Source organism: Massilia violaceinigra, from assembly GCF_002752675.1.
Lineage (GTDB): Bacteria > Pseudomonadota > Gammaproteobacteria > Burkholderiales > Burkholderiaceae_D > Telluria_A > Telluria_A violaceinigra.
This window is the reverse complement of sequence record NZ_CP024608.1, coordinates 2,012,147-2,029,000: the sequence shown is the minus strand read 5'-3', so window position 1 is coordinate 2,029,000 and position 16,854 is coordinate 2,012,147. Positions and strand designations below refer to the sequence as shown.

At 65.2% G+C, this 16,854-nt stretch carries 17 protein-coding genes; 14 read left to right on the top strand and 3 right to left on the bottom strand.

Annotation, left to right across the window (positions count from 1 at the left end):
• The first annotated feature begins 4 nt into the window (after positions 1-4).
• From CR152_RS09015 to CR152_RS08965, 11 genes are all read left to right on the top strand, one after another.
• Positions 5-700 (top strand): flagellar hook capping FlgD N-terminal domain-containing protein, encoded by a 696-nt coding sequence (locus CR152_RS09015; RefSeq protein ID WP_099874618.1) that lies wholly within the window; start codon positions 5-7, stop codon positions 698-700.
• 12 nt (positions 701-712) lie between these two features.
• Positions 713-1,900, top strand: coding sequence for a flagellar hook protein FlgE (locus CR152_RS09010; protein WP_099874617.1), 1,188 nt, complete (start codon positions 713-715; stop codon positions 1,898-1,900).
• Between the two features lie 39 nt (positions 1,901-1,939).
• A complete protein-coding gene (locus tag CR152_RS09005) occupies positions 1,940-2,665 on the top strand; it encodes a flagellar basal body rod protein FlgF (protein WP_099874616.1) in 726 nt (241 codons plus the stop codon).
• Between the two features lie 31 nt (positions 2,666-2,696).
• Positions 2,697-3,485 carry a flagellar basal-body rod protein FlgG gene (flgG, locus tag CR152_RS09000; RefSeq protein ID WP_167399876.1) on the top strand — a complete coding sequence of 263 codons (789 nt, stop codon included), beginning with the start codon at positions 2,697-2,699 and terminating at the stop codon, positions 3,483-3,485.
• A complete protein-coding gene (flgH, locus tag CR152_RS08995) occupies positions 3,485-4,141 on the top strand; it encodes a flagellar basal body L-ring protein FlgH (protein ID WP_099874614.1) in 657 nt (218 codons plus the stop codon). Before flgG ends, flgH begins: the two co-directional genes overlap by 1 nt.
• A 35-nt stretch (positions 4,142-4,176) precedes the next feature.
• Entirely contained in the window at positions 4,177-5,316 is a 1,140-nt protein-coding gene (locus CR152_RS08990; RefSeq protein WP_099874613.1) for a flagellar basal body P-ring protein FlgI, read from the top strand.
• Positions 5,317-5,328: 12 nt separating this feature from the next.
• On the top strand, positions 5,329-5,718 hold the full coding sequence (locus CR152_RS08985; RefSeq protein ID WP_099874612.1) for a rod-binding protein: 390 nt from the start codon (positions 5,329-5,331) through the stop codon (positions 5,716-5,718).
• A gap of 73 nt (positions 5,719-5,791) precedes the next feature.
• Positions 5,792-7,162: a flagellar hook-associated protein FlgK gene (gene flgK, locus CR152_RS08980; protein ID WP_099874611.1), complete on the top strand. Its 1,371-nt coding sequence runs from the start codon at positions 5,792-5,794 to the stop codon at positions 7,160-7,162.
• A gap of 10 nt (positions 7,163-7,172) precedes the next feature.
• Positions 7,173-8,084, top strand: a complete 912-nt coding sequence (flgL, locus tag CR152_RS08975) for a flagellar hook-associated protein FlgL (protein WP_099874610.1) — start codon at positions 7,173-7,175, stop codon at positions 8,082-8,084.
• A 4-nt stretch (positions 8,085-8,088) separates the two neighbouring features.
• Positions 8,089-9,099 (top strand): hypothetical protein, encoded by a 1,011-nt coding sequence (locus CR152_RS08970; protein ID WP_099874609.1) that lies wholly within the window; start codon positions 8,089-8,091, stop codon positions 9,097-9,099.
• Positions 9,100-9,478: 379 nt separating this feature from the next.
• Complete coding sequence (locus CR152_RS08965) at positions 9,479-9,793, top strand: hypothetical protein (RefSeq protein WP_099874608.1); 315 nt, start codon at positions 9,479-9,481, stop codon at positions 9,791-9,793.
• An 85-nt stretch (positions 9,794-9,878) separates the two neighbouring features.
• On the opposite strand, the gene CR152_RS08960 is transcribed toward CR152_RS08965, so the two are convergent.
• The 3 genes from CR152_RS08960 to CR152_RS08950 form a co-directional block, all read right to left on the bottom strand.
• A complete protein-coding gene (locus CR152_RS08960) occupies positions 9,879-10,796 on the bottom strand; it encodes a prolipoprotein diacylglyceryl transferase (RefSeq protein WP_099874607.1) in 918 nt (305 codons plus the stop codon).
• Positions 10,797-11,168: 372 nt separating this feature from the next.
• The gene (gene typA / locus CR152_RS08955; RefSeq protein WP_099874606.1) at positions 11,169-13,004 is read right to left on the bottom strand and encodes a translational GTPase TypA; all 1,836 of its coding nucleotides are present in this window, start codon (positions 13,002-13,004) and stop codon (positions 11,169-11,171) included.
• A gap of 236 nt (positions 13,005-13,240) precedes the next feature.
• Positions 13,241-13,960: a hypothetical protein gene (locus CR152_RS08950; RefSeq protein WP_157778396.1), complete on the bottom strand. Its 720-nt coding sequence runs from the start codon at positions 13,958-13,960 to the stop codon at positions 13,241-13,243.
• A gap of 190 nt (positions 13,961-14,150) precedes the next feature.
• On the opposite strand from CR152_RS08950, the gene CR152_RS08945 reads away from it, so the two are divergent.
• From CR152_RS08945 to CR152_RS08935, 3 genes are read left to right on the top strand one after another with little or no spacing between them, the layout of a single operon-like run.
• Positions 14,151-15,401 carry a sensor histidine kinase gene (locus CR152_RS08945; RefSeq protein ID WP_099874604.1) on the top strand — a complete coding sequence of 417 codons (1,251 nt, stop codon included), beginning with the start codon at positions 14,151-14,153 and terminating at the stop codon, positions 15,399-15,401.
• On the top strand, positions 15,398-16,033 hold the full coding sequence (locus CR152_RS33585) for a response regulator (RefSeq protein ID WP_167399875.1): 636 nt from the start codon (positions 15,398-15,400) through the stop codon (positions 16,031-16,033). The genes CR152_RS08945 and CR152_RS33585 overlap by 4 nt, the downstream gene beginning before the upstream one ends.
• 23 nt (positions 16,034-16,056) lie before the next feature.
• The gene (locus CR152_RS08935; protein WP_099874602.1) at positions 16,057-16,851 is read left to right on the top strand and encodes a MipA/OmpV family protein; all 795 of its coding nucleotides are present in this window, start codon (positions 16,057-16,059) and stop codon (positions 16,849-16,851) included.
• Positions 16,852-16,854: the final 3 nt, after the last annotated feature.

Below are 16,854 nucleotides of genomic sequence, written 5' to 3'. Positions count from 1 at the left end.
TCCGATGCTCACCAATAACCTCAACGGCGCCAATAACCAGGCTGCCGGCAATGCCAACACCGTCGTCGGCCAGGCCCCGGCCAGCGAAACGGCGGACATGTTCACCAAGCTGCTGGTGGCGCAGATCCGCAACCAGGATCCGCTGGAGCCGAGCGATCCGTCGCAGTTCGTCAACCAGCTGTCGCAGTTGAGCCAGACCGAGGCGATGCAAAGCCTCGCCAAGCTCAACAGCACCAGCGCCAGTGTGCTCGAAAGCATCCAGACCCTGGCCCTGGGCGCCCAGGTCGGCTCCGACATCACCGTCACGACCAACAGCGTGCGCCTGGACGGCAAGCCGCTCAAGGCCAGCGTCACCCTGCCCGGCGCGAGCGCCACCAACACGGTGACCCTGACCGGCTCCGACGGCGTCAAGCACGACGTCCAGCTCGGTTCGCGCGGTTCGGGTCCGCAAACGTTCTCCATCGATCCGGTCGCGCTTGGTCTGGCGCCTGGGAAATACGATATCAAAGTACAAACGAGCGCTGGTGCGCTCGACGCCATCGAAGTCATCGGCCGCCTGGACAGCGTGCGCATGTCGGCCGGTGGCGGTGTGGTCCTCAAGGTGGCAGGAATCGGCGATGTTGCGCCGTCGTCCGTCACTGGCTTCAACGGCAAGTCCGGCGCATCGCTGGCGGCCGCCAACTCCTCCACCGCAAATTAAAGGAAGTTCATCATGAGTTTCGAAATCGCATTGTCGGGCATCCAGTCGATCAACACCCAGCTCGAAGCAGTCAGTAACAATATCGCCAACGCCGGCACCTACGGCTTCAAGAGCACCCGCGCCAACTTTTCGTCGATGTATGCCGGTTCCCAGGCAACCGGCGTCGAAGTCGGTTCGATGACCCAGAGCATCGGCCTGAACGGTGGCGTGACCACCACCGGCCGCAGCCTCGACGCCGCCATCGACGGCCGTGGCTTTTTTGTCAGCCGCGACAGCCAGGGCGTGGTCAACTACAGCCGCGTCGGCATCTTCTCGGCCAACAAGGATGGCTTCCTGGTCGACAGCAACGGCCGCTCGGTGCAGGGCTACGCCGCCATCAAGGGCAGCAGCGCGCTGGGCGTGATGGGCAATATCACCGTGCCGACCGGCCAGATTCCAGCCGTCGCCAGCACCAAGGTCAACTACGTCGGCAACCTGTCGAACGATTGGGTGACCCCGGCCGCCGCCTTCGATCCGGCCAACGCCTCTTCCTACAACATGGCCAAGCAATCGGTGGTCTACGATTCGCTGGGCAGCCAGCACACCCTGTCGCAGTATTTCGTCAAGGGCGCGGGCACCAACATGACCGTGCACTACGCGGTCGACGGCGGCGCGCCGCTGGCCACCACCACCACCCTGGCGTTCGACAACATGGGCCAGCTGCCGCCGGTGCCGCCCGTGACCACCCTGAACATCACCCCGACCAACGGCTCGGCCGCGATCACGCTGGACGTGAACTACGCCGGCACCACCCTGTTCGCCGGCGAAGCCATCACCACCACCAACAGCACCGACGGCTATGCCTCCGGCACCTTCATCGGCGTCGAAATGGGCACCGACGGTTCCGTCCTGGCCAAGTACAGCAACGAGCAGCAGCAAGTGGTGGGCACGGTGGCCATCGCCACCTTCGCCGACGAAGGTTCGCTGACCTCGGTCAGCGACACCAGCTGGACCGCCAATTCCGCGTCCGGCGCGGCCCTGTACGGCACCCCGGGCAGCGGCCTGGCCGGCAAGCTCAATACCGGCGCGCTGGAACGCTCGAATGTTGACATTACGTCAGAGTTGGTCGGCCTGATGACGTCACAGCGCAACTATCAGGCAAATTCCAAGGTGATTTCAACAGAAAATCAGATGATTCAGTCCTTAATGCAGGCACTATAAGTATCTGCACGGAAACACCGAATTCATTGAGGGAGCAACATGGATAAATTGATCTTTACAGCACTGAGCGGCGCCGAACGCGCGCTGAAAGCCCAGCAGGTCCACGCCAACAATCTGGCGAACATGGAAACGACGGGCTTTCGCGCCAACCTCGAAATGTCGTCGACGCAAGCGCTGGGCGGCGCGGGTTTCGACGACCGCCACTATGTGCGGATGCAGTCCGACTCCGTGTCGGCCCGCTCCGGTCCGGTCAAGGAAACCGGTCGCGACCTCGATGTGGCCATCACCGGCAACGGTTACCTGACGGTCCAGTGGCAGGGTGGCGAAGCCTATACCCGCGCCGGCGCCATCAATATCGATGCCGACGGCGCCCTGTCGGTCAACGGCCATCCGCTGCTGGGCGAAGGCGGCCCGGTGGTGCTGCCGCCGCATAACGCGCTCACCATCGGCGCGGACGGTTCGATCTCGGTGCTCGCGCCCGGAACGACCGACATGCAGGTGATCGACAAGCTACGCCTGGTCAACGCCGAAGCGGGCGAAGTGACCAAGAACGAAGGCGGGCTGATCGTCTCGCGCAGCGGCCAGCCACTGGCGGCCGACGAAACGGTGACCGTGCGCGGGCGCCACCTGGAAGGCAGCAATGTGTCGGCGGTCGAAGAAATGGTCGCCACCATGAGCCTGAACCGCAGCTTCGAGATGCAGATGAAGCTGCTCAAGGCCAGCGACAACATGAACGAAGTGGGCAACCGCCTGCTCGGCGCCTGACGCGCCCCCCAACACGTAAAAGGAAAAGATCATGAATCCAGCAATGTGGATCAGCAAAACCGGGGTGCAAGCCCAGGACGCCAAACTGCAGGCGATCGCCAACAACCTGGCCAACGTCAACACCGTCGGCTTCAAGCGCGACCGTGTCGTGTTCGAGGACTTGTTCTACCAGGTCGACCAGCAGCCGGGCGCCCAGCGCGCCGACAATACCCTGTCGCCATCGGGCGTGCAGCTCGGTAACGGCACGCACCTGCTGGGCACCCAGAAAGTGTTCACCAACGGCAGCCTGCAAACGACCAGCCAGCCGCTCGACGTGGCCATTTCCGGCAATGGCTTTTTGCAAGTGCGCCGCCCGAACGGCGACCCGGCCTACACCCGCGCCGGCCAGCTGCAGGTCGACGCCACCGGCACCCTGGTCAATGCCCAGGGCTTGCCGCTGGTGCCGCAGATTACGGTACCGAACAACGCCACCGCGATCACCATCGGTGAAAACGGCATGGTCTCGGCCACCATCGCCGGCAGCACCACGCCGTCGGAACTGGGCCAGCTGACGCTGTCGAACTTCGTCAACCCGACGGGCCTCTTGGCACTCGGCGAAAACCTGTTCTCGGAAACGCCGGCCAGCGGCGCCGCCGCCGAAGGGCGTCCGGGCGATGGCGCTTTCGGCAAGCTCAAGCAGGGCGCGCTGGAAGGCTCGAACGTGCAGGTGGTCGAGGAAATGGTCGACATGATCGCCGCCCAGCGCACCTACGAAATGAACACCAAGGTGCTCTCGGCCGCCGACAACATGCTGCAGTACCTGGCCCAGGCGGCCCGCTGATGAAAGCGGCGGCCGCCTTGTTTGCGCTGGCTGTGCTGGCCGGCTGCGCCAGCAGCGGCCAGCCGCCACCGCGCGCGATGGCCGAGGAAACCGCGCCGCTGCCGCGAGCGCAAACGCGCGGCGGCCTGTCGGGCGGCGTGTTCAACGCCGACGCGGTGCCATTGACGTCCGACAGCCGGGCGTTTCGCACCGGCGACGTGGTCACCGTGATCCTGCAGGAAACCACACAGGCGAGCAAGCGCGCCGGCACCAGCATCAGCAAGGAGTCGAGCGTGGGTGTGACGCCGCCTATCCTGCTCGGCAAGACGTTCCCGAAAGCCGGCATCGACCTGTCGGCCGAACGCGGCTTCGAGGGCGACGCCACCAGCACCCAGCAGAACGCCCTGTCCGGCGCGCTGACCGTGATCGTGCAGGAAGTGCTGCCCAACGGCCTGCTGCGCGTGGCCGGCGAAAAAAGCCTGACCCTGAACCAGGGCGAAGAATTCGTGCGCCTCAAGGGCTTCCTGCGCGCCGCCGACATCGACGCCGACAACCAGGTCTCGTCGCTGCGCGTGGCCAATGCCCAGATCAGCTACTCGGGCCGGGGCGCCCTGGCCAACGCCAATGAACCTGGCTGGCTGACCCGTTTCTTCCTCGGCCCCTGGATGCCGTTTTAAACGCCGCGTTGTTCGTGCCGTTCTAAGGAATCACCATGCAATCACCCGCTTTCCTGCGTCGCCTCGCCCTTCCCCTCGCCCTTCCCTTATCCATGCTGGCCCTGCTGTCCTGCTTCGCCTTGCCGGCCTCGGCCGCGCAAACCCTGCGCAACCTGGTCAGCGTCGAAGGCGTGCGCGAAAATCCGCTGGTCGGCTACGGCCTCGTGGTTGGCCTCAACGGCAGCGGCGACAGCAGCCAGGTCAAGTTTTCCAGCCAGTCGGTGGTCAACATGCTCAAGCAGTTCGGCGTCAAGCTGCCCGACGGCGCCGAAGCGAAGAACAAGAACGTGGCCGCGGTCATGGTCAGCGCCGTGTTCCCGCCCGGCTACCGGCGCGGCCAGCCGATCGACGTCACCGTCTCCTCGCTGGGCGACGCCAAGAGCTTGCGCGGCGGCATGCTGCTGCTCACGCAAATGCGCGCGGCCGACAATGAAGTCTATGCCCTGGCCCAGGGCAATGTGGTGGTCGGCGGCCTGAACGCCACGGGCGCGAGCGGCTCGAGCGTCACCGTCAACACCCCGACCGGCGGGCGCATTCCCAACGGCGCCAATATCGAACGTGAAATCGGCAGCGATTTCTCGACCCGCGCCGAAGTCATGCTGCGCCTGAAAACGCCGCACTTCGAGACCGCCACCAATGTCGTCGAAGCCATCAACCGCCGCTTCGGCCCGCTCGCCACCACGGCCGACGGCGCCAGCATCCAGGTGATCGCCCCGGCCAACCCGACCGAGCGCGTGGCCTTCATGGCCAAGCTGCAGGCGCTGTCGATCGATGTCGGCACCGACGTGCCGAAAGTGGTCTTCAATTCGCGCACCGGCACGGTGGTGATCGCCGAAGGCGTGCGGGTCAAGGCTGCCGCCGTCACCCACGGTTCGCTCAAGGTGGTGATCGCCGAAAGCTCGGCCGTGAGCCAGCCCGGCCCGTTTTCGAACGGGCGCACCGCCGTCACCCCGCAATCGAAGCTGTCGGTCGACCAGGGCGCCGGGCGCGCCATGTTCAAGTGGCCCGCCAGCGCCAAGCTGCAAACCATCATCGACATCGTCAACAGCCTGGGCGCCACCCCCGACGACATCATGGCGATCCTGCAGGCGCTCGACCAGGCCGGCGCCATCGAAGGCGAACTGGTCGTCATTTAAGGAGTTGCTGCCATGAATCCACTCGACCTGACCACCAAGCTCAACCGCGCCGGCATGGGCACCGGCCACGAGGCCGCTGTCACCCCGGCCGCCGATCCGGTATTCGTGGCGAAAGCCACCAAGGCCGCCATCGAATTCGAAAGTTTCTTTATCGGCAATATGCTGCAGCAAATGCGCAGCGGCACGCGTGCCATGGCCGACGACGACAGCGTCTTCAAGGACCCGGTCAACCGCGATATGCAAGACATGGCCGACAACATGATGGCCGGGCAAATGGCAAACCAGCGCGCCTTCGGCGTGGCCGACGCCATCCTGCGCCAATTGCTGCCGGCGGCCGCACCGCAGACGCCGGCGCAGACCGCGCCGCAAACTTCGCTGCAAACTTCGCACCAAAAAATTTAATGGCGGCAAGTAAACGGTCGCCTTGTAACTATGACGACCCATCTGGCCGGCCCATCGAGAAAGAAGTGACACCATGAGCATCATGAACAACGCCCTGAGCGGCGCCCTGGCTTCCCAACTCGCGCTGCAGGCAACCAGCCAGAACATTGCAAACTTGCAAACCAAAGGTTACACGCGCCAGTCGGCGCTGCTGACCGCGGTCGGTCCGCAGTTCGGCACGCGTTCGGCCGGCAACGGGGTGGAGGTCAATTCCCTGCTGCGTTTTTCCGATGGCTACAAGAACCAGCAGCTGTGGCGCGCCGCTTCCGGCGTCGGCCAGTATTCGCAGACCCAGCCCTACCTGACCCAGCTCGAACGGGTCATGGGCGACAACGACGCCGGCCTGAGCAACGGCGTCGACAAATTCTTCCAGGCGCTCAACGCGGTGGCCGGCGTCGATCCCACCTCGACCCCGCTGCGCCAGCAAGTGCTGACCGCCGCCAGCGCCATGGCGCAGCGCTTCAACAGCATGAACAACGTGTACAACGGCCAGCTGCAATCCTTGCGCGACCAGCGCGGCGCGATCGTCTCGTCGGCCAACGCCTCGATCCAGACCATCGCCGGCCTGAACCGCCAGATCAGCCTGGCCACCGCGTCCGGCAGCAGCACCTCGACCCTGGTCGACGCGCGCGACCTGGCCATCGACGCCCTGTCCACCCAGGTCGGCCTGGAAGTGACCGACCAGCCCGACGGCACGCGCAGCATTTCGCTCAAGACCGGCCAGGCGCTGGTGATCGGCGATGTCGCCGCCACCTTGGTGGCCGAAGGCGGCGCGGCGCAAAACCTGCGGGTCGACTTCGCCGGTTCCTCGTTCCAGCTCGACAAGACGGCGGTTGGCGCCCAGCTCGGCGGCCTCGGTTTGTACGAACGCGACATCTTGCTGCCGATGCAGCAAGGCGTGTCCGACCTGGCCCAGCAGCTGGCGCAAAAGGTCAACACCCAATTGGCGGCCGGCTACACCATGAACGGCACGGCCGGCGGCCCGCTGTTCGTGTTCACCCCGGGCAGCCCCTCGAACATGCTGCAGGTCACGGCCGGCTACCAGACCGCCGACCTCGCGTTTTCGGGCGATAATACCCCTGGCGACAGCGGCAACCTGCAAAAAATGATCGACATCAAAAAGCAGCCGGTCACCATCGGCTCGCTCGGTTCGGTCATGATCAGCGACGCCGATTCCCAGCTGGTCGGCAAGCTGGCCGTCGACAGCCAGCAGAACCGGGTGGCCCTGGCCACCGCCGAGACCATGCGCAACCATGCGATGGACGACTGGACCTCGACCAGCGGCGTGAACAAGGATGAAGAAGCGGTCAATCTGGTCGAGTACCAGAATATGTACCAGGCGAACATGAAAGTGATGTCAGTAGCCAACTCGCTGTTCGATGCGACGCTGGCCATGATGGGTTAAGGAGAAACGTATGCGGATTGCCACCAGCCAGTATCAAGCGACGATGAACATCTCGCTCCAGCAAAACCAGGAGCGCATCAGCTACGTCAATCAGCAGATGGCGAGCCGTACCCGCATCCTGCTGCCGTCCGACGACCCGGTCGACACGGTGCGCATGTCGCGCCTGCACCGCGAAGAGTCCGCCGTCGGCCAGTACCGCGACAATATCGCCGCGCTCAAGATCCGCCTGACCAAGAACGAAGCCTACCTCGGCAGCATGGTCAACGACATGATGCAGGGCCGCGACCTGCTGGTCTGGTCGTCCGACGGCGGCAACGCCCCGGCCGACCTGGCCGCCATGGTGTCGCCCCTGACCGCCCTGCGCGAAAGCCTGCTCTACAGCGCCAACTCGATCGACCAGGAAGGGCGCTATGTGTTTTCCGGCACCCAGACCGGCACCGCCCCGATCGCCTACAACGCGGCCGCCGCGATCGGTTCGCGCTACAGCTACGCCGGCAATACCAACGACCAGACGGTCGTGGTCGGCAACGGCATCACCCAGGTTGCGAACGGTAATATGAGCGGCATCGAAACCCTGCTCAACCAGCTCGACCTGACCCTGGCCGCGCTCAGCGCGCCGGGCGCCAGCGCCAACGACCCGGCCACCCGCGCCACCCTCGCGGCCAACCTGGACGGCTTCGACAAGGCGCTCGACCTCATTTCCGGCAAGATCGCCGTGCTGGGCGGCTCGCAAAACATCCTCGGCACGCTCGACGAAAACCACAGCAATGTGAGTTTGTCGAACCAGATGGCGCTGACCGACATCGGCCAGCTCGACTACGGCATCGCCGCGACCGAGCTGAGCGGCTACACCAGCGCGCTGGAAGCGACCTACAAGGCCTATACGAAGATAGGCAACCTGTCCCTGTTCGCGGCGCTGTAACGCCATGGAAGCGATCCGCCCCACCACCGGCAGTACCAGCGGCCCGGCCGGCGCCAACGGCACCGGCGTGCGCAGCGAGGCGGCCCCGGGCGCCACGCACGCGCGTCCGCCGCAACTGACCCCGGCCCAGCCGGCGCCGGGCGCGGCCGCCCCGCTGCGGCGCGGCCTGGCCAGGGTCGACCATCAGCTGCAGGGCGACGTCGCCAGCGCCCAGCAGGCGCTCGATTTCCTGGAACAGGTGGCCGGCCAGCTGCAGGCGCTCAAGGGCGAACTGAGCGCCAAACTGAGCTCGCGCCGCGGCGACAGCGGCGCCATCGAAGCCCATCTGCGCCAGCTCGGCGCGACCATGGACAAGCGGCGCCAGGCGAGCGGCGGCAGCGTCGACGCGCGCCTGAACTTCAGCAGCCCGCAACCGGCCAGCCAGCGCTTCCGCATCAAGGGGCTGAACCTCGACATGCTCACCGCCGGTGCCGGCCAATCCCTGTCGTTCTCGGTGGGCGGCAATACCCAGCCGCTGACGGTGGCGATCGACCCGTCCATGACGCGCGAGGACATCGTGGTGCGCTTCGACCGCGCGCTGGCCCCGGCCAATATGCGCGTGAGCGCCGACGGCAGCGGCGCGCTGGTGTTCAGCACGCCCGAGTCGGCCTGGCCGATGGTACGCGATTCGCTCTCGATTCAAGGGGTGGGACGGGTCGCTGTGGAAGCCGATACCGACGTCATCATGCCGCAGCAATGGGGCGCCGACAACACCGACGCCCTGCGCCAGAGTTTGCATGAAGTGGTGCAAGCGCTCTCGCAGGTGCAGCGCTCGCAGAATGCGGCCAGCCAGGCGCTCAGTGCGGCGGCCAGCCGCGCCGCCGTCGACCAGCCGCCGGCGGCCGAGATCGAAGTGATGGCGCAGGATTTCGCCGACACCGCCAGCACGCCGAACTACGAATCGCTGCTGGCGCTGACCTCGGCGCTGGTCGGCATCAGCCGCGAGCGCGTGCTGGCCCTGCTCGGCCTGCACTAAACCCCGCCGGCGCCAGAGCGTTCATTCGCAACATTTCCTAACCGGGGTCAGAGCTCCGAATCGAAACATGCCGATTCGGAGGTCTGACCCCGGTGTTGCATTCTGCCTCTACAAGCCCCGACTCCCCTACCGCGCCGTCATCAGTGAGCTATCAGAAAAGATAGTTATCCACGTCTAAGCCTCCGAGTAATCTTGTCAGCAATGCAAATCAATGCCCCATGCGGATTCGCAGAGTCGCCATGTCCGATGCTGGCCGAATTGCTACCGGGGCCATCCCGAAACAGACTGGCGATATAGGGAGGAGAAGAGACCCGTGCAAGGCGAGCGAGCACGCTCTGCCGCGCAGGAATATGCCCGGTAAGTTAACCAACTGGAGAGCATGAACATGAGCACGGACAGCATCAAACAGCAACTTGAAAACACGCCGATCGGTACCTATCTCATGGCCCACGGCCACTTTGGCGGGTCCATCAATGCCACCATCGAGCAGGGTACGCTCAAAAGCATCGATTGGGCGAACGGCACCATGGTTCTCCACAGCACCACCTATAATCGCGACCACACCGTTGACATCGGCAAGGTTTCCTACATCGACGACAGCCGCAGTGGACCGGGCGCCTTGGGCTCGGCGCAGGCACCGGATTTGAGGCAGGTAGGAAACGATTGGTACCGGGGCGACGTGAAAGTCGAATAAGTCGCCTGTCCGCATGACCGCAACGCCACCGGAGTCGGACCCCGGTGGCGTTTTTGCATGGCGAATCCGGCCACAGCCGGCATGGCTAAGGTGTTGCCAGCACCGGCGCCGGGGCCGCGCGGCGGCTCAGCACCGCCATTCCGATCAGCCCGGCCAGCGCCAGCACCACGGCAATCATCTCTGCCTGGCTCGCCTGCACGCCGCCGACATCGATGACGGGGTTGACCCGGATTTGTTCGATCAAAAAGCGCTCGATGCCGGCCAGGATCAGGTAGACGGAAAACAGCCAGCCGCTCCTGAAAGCGTGCTTGCGCAGCGCCCACAGCAGCGCGAAGCAGGCCAGCGCCATCACCGTTTCGTACACCGAGGTCGGATACACGCCCGGCGCCGCGAGCACTTCGCCGAAAATATTGTTGTCGTAGGTTTGCGCCCAGAACCAGGTCGGCAGCCAGTCGGGTTTGAGCGCCATGTTCGCCGCCGTGCCCCAGTCGCCGTCGCCGGAAACCTGGCAGCCGACGCGGCCGAGCGCGTAACCGAGCATCATGGCCGGCGCCACCGCGTCGAGCAGCGGGCGGATCGGCAACTTCCAGCGCCGGATGCAAATCACCCCGGCCACCGTGCCGAGGATCAGTCCGCCGAACACGCTGAGGCCGGAGCGGCTGAAAATCATGCTCCACGGATCGGCCATGAACTGATCGGTATGCTCCAGGATGTGGAACAGGCGCGCGCCGACCACGCCCACCAGCACCACGACAAACGCCAGATCGTTGACGATGTCCTGCGGCGGCACCACCACCTCGCTCACCACGCCATCGTCACCCTTGACGCGCTTGTGTGCCGGACCGATGCGGCCGGCCGCGTACAGCCGGGCCAGCTCGCGTTTGAGACACTCGGCACCGGCCATGATGGCGCAGGCAACCAGCAGGCCGAAGGTGGCAATCGGCAGCGGCAGGTCGATGCCGGTGAAGTCCCTGATGACATCGCTTAAATACGGGTAGGACATGCGTGTTCTTTCTGCAATATTTCGAGTCAGCGGTCTGACCCTAATGTCGTTAAGTTAAGCCGTTATCTGACCACAAACTTCAAAACCGTCATTCCTGCCATTGGCAGAAATGACTTCCCGCGCAGGCGGGAATCCAATTCCGTAGCGCAGTCACAGGCGGCTCGACGAACTTGGATTCCCGCCTGCGCGGGAATGACGGAGCTTAAGTTAGCGGCATTACGGTCTGACCCCGATTAGGAAATGTTTCGAGTCGGAGGTCTGACCCCGGTGTGCTGAAATGCAAAACGCCTTCCGTCAGACCCGCATCAAGTGGATGCAAGCCCGAGGGAAGGCGTTGTCGCTACGGAATGCCAGGCACTCCGTCTGCGTCAATTACGCGGAATCGCGGCCCGCTTTTTTACGCTCGTGCTCTTTCAGGTAGCGCTTGCGCAGACGGATCGATTTAGGCGTGATTTCAACCAGTTCGTCGTCGGCGATGAATTCCACCGCGTATTCGAGCGACATCTGGATTGGCGGTACCAGGCGCACCGCTTCATCGGTACCCGACGAACGCACGTTGGTCAGCTGCTTGCCCTTGATCGGGTTGACGACCAGATCGTTGTCGCGCGAGTGAATGCCGATGATCATGCCTTCGTACACCGGGTCGTTGTGAACCACGAACATGCGGCCGCGGTCCTGCAGTTTCCAGATCGCGTAAGCAACCGCTGCGCCGTCGTCCTGCGAGATCAGCACGCCGTTGCGACGGCCAGCCATTTCGCCTTTCGAGTTGTCGACCGGTGCGTATTCGTCGAATACGTGGCTCATCAGGCCGGTGCCGCGGGTCAGGGTCATGAATTCGCCCTGGAAGCCGATCAGGCCACGCGCAGGAATCTTGTACTCGAGACGAACACGGCCCTTGCCATCCGATTCCATGTTCTGCAGGTCGCCGCGACGACGGCCCAGTTCTTCCATGACGCCGCCCTGGTTGGCTTCTTCAACGTCAACCGACAGTTGCTCGAACGGCTCGTGGCGCACGCCATCAACCATTTTGAACACCACGCGTGGACGCGATACGGCCAGCTCGAAGCCTTCGCGACGCATGTTTTCGATCAGAATCGTCAGGTGCAGCTCACCACGGCCCGATACTTCGAAAATCGTGTCGTCGTCGGTCGGCGCTACGCGCAGGGCAACGTTGGCTTTCAGTTCGCGGTCCAGACGGTCGCGCAGCTGGCGGCTGGTGACGAACTTGCCTTCGCGGCCAGCCAGTGGCGAGTTGTTGACCATGAAGTTCATGGTCAGGGTCGGCTCGTCGACGGTCAGCATTTCCAGCGCATCCGGGGTGTCCGGCTGGCAGATGGTCGAACCGATGCCGATTTCGTCGATACCGTTGATCAGCACGATGTCGCCGGCAACCGCTTCGTCAACCAGCACGCGCTCCAGGCCCTTGAAGTTCAGAACCTGGTTGATGCGGCCCTTGATCGGGGTCGAATCAGGACCGTTCAGGACGATGACGTCCTGGCCCGACTTGATGCGGCCGCGCGAGATACGGCCAATGCCGATCTTGCCGACGTACGACGAGTAATCGAGCGAGGTCACTTGCATCTGCAGCGGGCCGTCAGGATTGTCGTCACGCACAGGAACGTGCTTGAGGATGGCTTCGAACAGCGGGGTCATGTCGCCTTCGCGCACTTCCGAGTCGAGGCTGGCGTAGCCGTTCAGGGCCGATGCGAACACGACCGGGAAGTCGAGCTGTTCGTCGGTGGCGCCCAGTTTGTCGAACAGTTCGAACGTCTGGTTGATCGCCCATTCGGCGCGCGCGCCCGGACGGTCGATCTTGTTGACGACGACGATCGGCTTGAGACCCAGCGCCAGCGCTTTACGCGTCACGAAGCGGGTTTGTGGCATCGGGCCTTCTTGGGCATCGACCAGCAGCAGTACCGAGTCGACCATCGACAGCACGCGCTCGACTTCGCCGCCGAAGTCGGCGTGGCCTGGGGTGTCGACGATGTTGATGTGGGTGCCTTCGTATTCAACCGCGCAGTTCTTCGACAGAATCGTAATGCCACGTTCTTTTTCGAGGTCGTTCGAATCCATTACGCGGGTTTCGACTGCCTGGTTTTCACGGAAGGTACCGGATTGGCGCAGCAGCTTGTCCACGAGCGTGGTTTTGCCGTGGTCAACGTGGGCGATGATAGCGATGTTACGAATTGCGCGTTTTGAATTTGACATGGTCGTAAGGAACGGAAATGTACGTGGTGTACGAAGGTGTACGGTGCTGCTTAAATCAGGAACCGACTAGTATAGCATGCTAAACCGGTGTATTGCGCACCACCAATTTGAAAAGCCCTGCAATTTCAATGGCTTGCTGCTTTTTTCACCACAGTGACGCACTGCGTTGGTGAAGTCTGACGCCGATTTGTGTCGCCCGCATGACACGCCCGCCTGCGCCCGCGCGCCCTTCCCGGCTATTCGTACAGCGTACCGATCGCCAGCGGGCGCGTGGCCGCCGTCACCCTGGCCCCGGCCGGCAAGTCGGCAAAGCGCACCGTCACCACCTGGTACAGGCCCATCGAGCCATCCTCGAACGGGTGCGCCTCGGCTGGCGCGAGCATGCGCGGCGGCGAAGCGCCGTCCTCCAGCGCCACCTCGGGCATGGAACCGGCCGGATACACGATCTTGATGCCGGCGCATTGCTTGCCCAGCAGGCGCATGCGGTAGCCTGAGGCGCGCTGGGCCGCCAGCAATTGCTCGCAGGCGTCGCGCAGCAGGCCCGCGTCGTACACGCCATCGTCGCGCTCGCGGATGCTGTAGCGGCCGCTGAAGTAGTAGTGGCCCTTTTGCCGGTTCAGGGTGATGACGGCGTCGTCTTCGTACGCCGTCTTTTCCATCGGCAGCTCGGCCCGTCCGATGGCGTCGACCGGCACCTCGAAGCGGGTGCGCGCGCCCGCCACGCTCAGGCGCAGGCCGTCGAGCGGCAGTCCGGGGCGCCGGCTGCGCACTTGCAGATGCGCCTGGATCAATGGCCGCGTGCGCACGAACGGGGCGAAGAAGGCGGCCGCCTTGTAGGCATGCCGGTAGCCGATCCATTCCGGATCGCGCAGCGCGTTGATCTCCACCGTCATGACGGGATCGGTAACGACAGTATCGGCGGCCGGCACGGCGGTCGGCAGGCAGGCGGCAAGCAAGCATAATTTCGTCAGCGTTTTCATCGGCGGCAATACAGAAAGTGGGAGGGCCATTCTAGTCCAGGGCGGCCGCGCCGCCATGTGCCACTAGATAGAGGCGCCGCATGACTTCCGGCACTGCCCCGCGCCACGCGGCCTCACGTAGAATTGCCACCTCGACAGCAAGCGCTCCCGGCGCTCACAAAGCGCCATGATGACATCCCGATTCGACAAACTGTTCCCCCGCGCCGTCTGGCCGCTGGCCTGCCTGCTGGTGACGGGACCGGGCTGCGCGCTGCTGTGGAGCTATCAGGTCGACTTCGACGGGCTCCGTAGCGCGGCCGGCCGCATGGCCAGCATCGTCGCCAACCACTTCACCACGCCGCCATCGGCGGTCAGCGCCGGCACCGACCGCAAGGAATTGACCGCCCTGCTGCTGCGCCTGCTGCGCACCGGCTGCGCCGTCGGCTTTGCCGCCCTGGCCTGGCTGCGCGCCAGCGGGCCGGCCTGGCCGGCCGTGCTGCGCTCGCCGGCGGCGCTGGGGCTGCAACTGGCGCTGGCGGTGGTCGGCGACATGGGCCTGATCTATGTCTTCACCGCGCAGCTCGGCACCCTGCCGCTGCGCAGCGCGCTGCGCTGGCTGGCGGCGGCGCCCCTGTTCTCGTCGGGCGCAACCCTGCTGGTGATCGCGGACCTGCCCATGCCCGACGAACGCTTCATCATGGCTTGCATGGTCGCGGCGGGCGAGGCGGTGATCATGGCCATCGTCACGGCGGTGGTGCACGTGGCCCTGGGCGAACGGCGCGCGCGCCTGGCGTTGGCCGCCGCGCACGCGGAACTGCAGGCGACCCAGGCCCTGCTGGGCGAAGCGGTGCGCGCCAGCGAACGCATGCGCCTGGCGCGCGACCTGCACGATATGGCCGGCCATCACCTGACCGCGCTCAAGCTGCACCTGGACCTGGCCAAGCGCCAGGCCGGCGACGCGGCCCCGGCCTCGCTGGCCACGGCCAGCAGCCTCGCCGCCACCCTGCTGGCCGACGTGCGCCTGCTGGTCAGCAGCGAACGCGGCGGATGCGATATCGATATGCGCCTGGCGCTGGAAACCCTGTGCGCCGGCATTCCCGCGCCGCGCATCGAGCTGTGCATCGGCGAGCGGCTCGGCATCGATTCGGCGGCGGTCGCGCATGCGGTGTTTTGCGCGGTGCAGGAAGCGGTCAGCAACGCCATCCGCCACGCCGGCGCGGCCGGCATGACGGTGGCCTTGCGGCGCGACGCCGGCGGCGACCTGGTGCTCGACATCGCCGACGATGGCCGTGGCAGCGGCGGCGCGGCCGAAGGCAATGGCTTGCGCGGCATGCGCGAACGCCTGGCCCAGCTGGGCGGCAGCCTGCACGCCGCCAACGGCCCGCGCCAGGGCTACGCGCTCGGCATCCGCCTGCCGGCATCGGGAGCGGGAGCGTGATCCGCGTGGTGCTGGTGGACGACCAGATGCTGGTGCGCAGCGGCATCCGCGGCCTGCTCGACCTGACCGACGACATCCGCGTGGTGGCCGAAGCGGCCAGTGGCGACGAGGCCGTGGCCGTGATCGCCCAGGCGCAAGCGCAGGTGCTGCTGCTGGACGTGCGCATGCCGCTGTGTTCCGGCATCGAGCTGCTGCGCAGGCAGCAGGGTTTGCTGCCGCCGACCATCCTCCTGACCACCTTCGACGATGACGAGGCGCTGTTCGACGGCATGCGCGCCGGCGCGCGCGGCTTTTTGCTCAAGGATATCTCGCTCGAACGCCTGGCCGAGGGCATCCGCAGCGTCGCCGCCGGCGCCACCCTGTTCCGCCCGGGGCTGACCGAACGCACCCGCGCCGCCTACGAACAGGCCGGCGGGACGCGCATCCCGGCCGAGGGCGGCGCGCGCCTGACCGCGCGCGAGACGGAAATCCTGGCGCTGATGGCGGCCGGCTTGAACAATAGCGAAATCGGTGCCGCGCTCGGGCCGAGCGAAGGCACCATCAAGAATCACGTATCGAACATCCTTGCCAAACTGGCCGTGCGCGACCGCGTGCGCGCGGTGCTGCGCGGCCTCGAACTCGGCTACATCTGACCAACGCACTTCCACAGGAAACCATGACCCTCCCAACCCGGGCGCGCGCCTGCGCCAGCTTTGCCTCCTTCGCCACGTTCGCGACCCTCGCCGCTTGCTGCCTGCCGGCGGCGGCGCAGTCGCCGACCACCGGCATGCCGGAAGGAACCACCGATGTCGACCTGATCCTGATCGCCGCGCTGGTGCCGGTGAGCGAGGGCCGCAGCGGGATGAAAACGGTCGTGCTCCCAAGCATCTCGGCGCAGTGGAGCAACGGCATCTTTGCCCGGCCGGGCGAAGTCGGCATGCAGCTGTCGGAAGATCCCATGTTCAAGTACGGTCCCCTGCTCTCCTATGGCTCGCGCTCGCGCCGGGCCGATGACAGGCAACACAAGTCCATCCTGGGGATCGAGGCGGGCGCGTTCGCCTATTACCAGCTGGCGCACAATATCGCGTTTCATTCCAGCGTGATGTACGGGGGCGGCGACGACCACCGCGGCGTACGCCTCAATCTCGGCGGCAGCTACGGCATGCGCCTGACGACGCACCAGACGCTCAACGCCGGCGTGGGGATGAACGTGGTCAACCGCGGCTATATGCAGTCGTATTTCGGGATTTCGCCAGAGCAGGCAGCGCGCAGCGGCAAGCCGGCGTACCGGGCCGGGGCCGGGGTCAAGGATATCTCCCTGTCGCTGCGCTGGAATGTGGGGCTGAGCACCAAGTACGCGCTCGGTAGCGGCATCACCGCCTCGCGCCTGGTGGGTAGTGCGCTCGACAGCCCGCTGGTGGACACCCGCAGCAATACCGTCTTGTTCACGGCCTTGACCTATCACTGGTGACGT